Below are 4,134 nucleotides of genomic sequence, written 5' to 3' on the forward strand. Positions count from 1 at the left end.
GGATTTGCCACGCACAATGGGAACTCTTTCGCACTTTATCTTCATGTTGCCGTTTCACGCTGCAAGAGCGTACCAAAGAAAGAGGACCCCGTAGCAAGCTAACGGGGAATTTTCAAGTTCAAACACTAAATACCTTATTGAGTTTCGAACTACCCGCCTGCTGCAGTGAGCAGTTAAGAAAGGTGGTTTGAAATCTCATTGCTTGGATCAGGACTGGATCGGCCCATTCGGCGTGGCCGAGACGCGGAGCCGAATTAGGTAACCAGGCGGGCACTGTTTGAGGCAGGCGAGTTTGCCCGCCGCTGGATTCGGCGAGGATTGAAGGCATCTTCCGCATCACGCCGAGGGCCAGTGGTTTTGGGTCCTTTTGCCGAAACAAAAGGGCCTCGGCCTCCGGGACGAACCCCGGCAACCAGATCAAAGAAAAGGAATCTGATGCCGTCGCTGATAGAATGCACATGAATATTCCTGGCTGAGGGACAGCGCCCCACGCATAGATCAACAAATCCCAGCCGACCGCACTCAGGACGCCCAGAATGAATCTGTTGTACCAAGCCAGGTGGCGAGTTCGCTGATGGAGACGGCTATTGTTAGGCCGACCGCCGCAGATTGCTTCAAAACCTCATCATCTACAAAAACTATCTTGGGCGTACAGACCACCCCTATTATGTTCTTAAAGTGTGAAAAATCGAAATTACCCCCAACAGGATTCTTTCGAAAAACATCAAGAACATCTCGCCAGCGCTGAATAGCATCTTCGATGTTCGAACTCACATTTCTAATTGTGCGATAATCTCCAATGTCATAAAGTCCAGAATACAGGGTACTTTTACAAGATACAATGAGAAGTGTCCCTTCGGTCTCACCGATGGCATCAATATCGGTTATGTGCTTCCCGTCCCGAACCAAGGTTCTGCCTCTTAGCGCAGCCAATGATGTACTTGGTCTCCACTTGCTTTTATCCACAACTGATTGGACCTCTTCCTCGAAGTGATCGGCACGAGCGTTGGTGAGATCTCCTTGCAAAGCGGAAAACTGTAATGCTACTTCAAACCTATCGCTGGCTGTGGCCAAGTCGACACAAATAGCACTTCCATCGTGCCGCAAGACAGGACCAGCCGCTAAAGGCCAGTCATTACCCACAATACTCTCAAGAGCGGCCAATACCTCTGATGAATTCCGAACAGAAGCGGCTTCCAGCATTTGGCGCACAAAATCCGGAACGGCATCAAATAGAAGAGACAGTCTCTCATAAAGTTGGCTTGGCTCTTTCGAAATTAGATATCCGGTTTGCAAAATGCTAAAGAGGCCTGCTTAATGACGAACGACAAGACTCGAGGCACACGTTAGGAGATACAACAGAACGGCGGCTTCTTTGGTAAAAAGCAATTTCAGGTCGCATCTTCGATCTGAAACGAGTTCCTGTAATTTTTGAATCGAAAGAATCTCAAAAAAGAAGTTGGCTTTCGTGTATGCCCAGTCCTTAGTTTCGGCTTCACCCATAGGTATGCCTGGCATGACGGTTGGAACAACTGCTGGTTCGCATCGTTGGATCCAAAGAATCCGGTCAGTTTCATCTTCCTCAATTGCTGATATCACCACCGAACCGAACCGTGACAGGGGGCGTCCAGTCGACGCTGATCGCCGATCGTAGGTTTCGACCGAGCTCCGAATGGTTGAGTCTACGCTTGTCTCAGGAAACCTACCCCTTTGAAACAGAAGACTAGCTCCTTTGCCGGCCCATCGGAAAAGGACATGGAATTGAGACAGGATCCGAATGCCCGCGCAGAAACGAGCAAGCCGTGTTACTACTGCACCTTCGAGGGGGTACGCCAGCCAAGTATTCTCGCCCCGCCAATGTTCCCTTCTTTCACTGGCTGGACTCCGGCCTGAAATGACTTCTGCGAGTGTCGAATCGTAGCCAAACGTAGAAGATAACTGACCTTCAAACACGCACTGCGGCAATCGTCGAAGCATCCATATCCATCGCATTGCTGAGTACCCAACCGTCCATTGTCCCAGTTCCTTGGTAATATTTTTGATGCACTCGCGAAGGACATCGCTAGCAGTGGAGGAGTTACATTCAACGGACGTTTTACCGAAGCGCCGTCTAACCACCACGTCAACCAATGGGCAAAGCTGTTGTCGCGCAAAACGATCGGCTTTGACGAGTGCATCGTTCTGGAGTAACTCGCGCATCATTTCCTTAGGCCCATCAATTAACAGTTTATCTTTGGATGAAGGATTCATGATCTAGGGCAAAAGTCTCGGTGGTTACTCTAATTCAATCGCTGGATTTTTTCTGAGCGCCCCCTTGGCCGCTGATGTCTTCCGTTGGAAATGGTTTGCGTCTCATCCTGCCTCCTTCCCAGACTCCGGCGAATCCTAGACCAAATACCCTACCGGCAGGAAGCCGCTCATAACGCGAATGCTCCCGCGAGTAGGGTTGGTCCTTGTTCTTGACCCACATCAGAAATCTTTCCGTCTACGGTAGAGCTTAACGGAGGACTCAAGATAAAGGTACCCAGGAGATTCCATGTGCCCGTTAGTTTATTCGGAGATAACCCTCCACCGGTTCGTATATCTCTGCCTCTCATGTCATTTCACAAAAACCTTGCTGGAAATATATCCAAAAACAGTTTGGGCATGGTAGGATCACCATTCTGATGGATAGGGACAGGTATTTGAGGGGGAGCATCGGCACATTCTTTGGTGATTGGATTTCCCAACAAGGGGTCTTCTGCAATCCGGCCGCAATCTGCTCTTGAAGTTACCCATGCGGTTACTCTATAAGTAGTCACATTCAATTGACATACACTTGCGCGGAGAGGTGGCCGAGTGGCCGAAGGCAACGGTTTGCTAAACCGTCGTAGGTCAAAAGCCTACCGCGGGTTCAAATCCCGCCCTCTCCGCCATATTTTTCCTCCTAATTTTTCGGATCTGCTGTCTTTCCTCAACGTTCACCACTTCCTCTGGCCACCTCTATCCGGTATCGGTAAGACCCATGATCCACCAGTTTTGTTCTTCGTCTTCCTGAATATTCCTCATGCGTGAACATCGTTGGGAAACCCAAGCGACGCTCTCCTTCGATGACATTTTATCGGTGGCGGGCAAATTGAGGCAGTTAGGCCTGACCTCCATCCATGAGGATAAGGAGATGATAGGCTATATCGAAGAATGGGAGGTGGACCATCCCCAGCGCATCCAGACTCTCGCGCCCTGGCCTACCGAGGATGTCACCTTATTACATCTCATCGACAACTGGCAGGGCGACTTTTTTCTACTGGCAGGCCACTATCACTCCATATTTCAAACGCATCAATCGGTGAACACCTACTGCTCGATCGCGCACCCCTGGCGTATGACTCAGCCACTGACGACGCTCCTGCCGGAAGCCTGGCTGTGGCTTGGATTCCGACATACCCATGGATTCATTCGGGTCCGGGTTCATACCACCGAAGTCATCACACCAGGAGAAACACTAGACAAGCCGCGTGACCGATTTTGGCTCACGGACCGGGAAAATGCCTTTCGGGCCGCCATTCAGATCCTGGATCTTCCAATTGAGGTGACGCAAAAAGGCGCTCGAGTGCTGCTGCAGACAGACCGAACGGATACCCCGCTCTTTTGCTCATGGCCGGATGCGTTTGGACCCTGCCAATTCGAACTCAACTCGCCGGATCCTTTTGAGTTTCTGGTTCCGGCCAGTCAACTGGCTGCGACCTACCAGGGACAACCTGCTAATTTACGCGTCTATCTCACAGGATTTCCCGAACCCGCCCTCTTGGATTTTACTGGAATCGCACCCAATCCCCGGTTCATGTATCGCTGTTCTATTCACTGCACGCTGTCCGATATGCCTGAGTTGCTTCAGCTCTTAGAGCCGCAAGGTCGGGTCTATGGCAGCCTGGCAGAATTCCAGACCGACTATCTCCTTCCTGAAGGTAAGGACGTCGCGGCCATCGTGGGTCTGGTGGGCACGAATGGTGAGTTTCGTCTGGAGATTCGACTCAATCAACGTCCCCTTCCTCATCAAGCCACGGAACAATGGCTGGAGGAGTTGGTTGGTCATCCCCTCATCTATGCACCCCTACCCGCCTTTCCGTAAGGGAGTGTTGAAAAAGCATGCCTGAG

Annotated in this window: 4 protein-coding genes and 1 tRNA gene; 2 read left to right on the top strand and 3 right to left on the bottom strand. The window is 50.9% G+C overall.

Annotated elements, in window-relative coordinates; translation table 11 throughout:
• Window positions 1-118: 118 nt before the first annotated feature.
• From AAH187_RS18795 to AAH187_RS18805, 3 genes are all read right to left on the bottom strand, one after another.
• Window positions 119-460, bottom strand: coding sequence for a hypothetical protein (locus AAH187_RS18795; protein ID WP_342350024.1), 342 nt, complete (start codon window positions 458-460; stop codon window positions 119-121).
• A 62-nt stretch (window positions 461-522) separates the two neighbouring features.
• On the bottom strand, window positions 523-1,296 hold the full coding sequence (locus AAH187_RS18800; RefSeq protein WP_342350025.1) for a hypothetical protein: 774 nt from the start codon (window positions 1,294-1,296) through the stop codon (window positions 523-525).
• A gap of 18 nt (window positions 1,297-1,314) precedes the next feature.
• Window positions 1,315-2,250, bottom strand: coding sequence for a hypothetical protein (locus tag AAH187_RS18805; RefSeq protein WP_342350026.1), 936 nt, complete (start codon window positions 2,248-2,250; stop codon window positions 1,315-1,317).
• A 574-nt stretch (window positions 2,251-2,824) separates the two neighbouring features.
• Here AAH187_RS18805 and AAH187_RS18810 point away from each other — a divergent pair.
• Together AAH187_RS18810 and AAH187_RS18815 are read left to right on the top strand one after the other, a co-directional pair.
• Window positions 2,825-2,915 (top strand) — tRNA-Ser (locus tag AAH187_RS18810).
• Window positions 2,916-3,046: 131 nt separating this feature from the next.
• A complete protein-coding gene (locus AAH187_RS18815; protein ID WP_342350027.1) occupies window positions 3,047-4,108 on the top strand; it encodes a hypothetical protein in 1,062 nt (353 codons plus the stop codon).
• Window positions 4,109-4,134: the final 26 nt, after the last annotated feature.

The organism is uncultured Nitrospira sp., from assembly GCA_902500695.1.
Taxonomy (GTDB): domain Bacteria; phylum Nitrospirota; class Nitrospiria; order Nitrospirales; family UBA8639; genus Nitrospira_E.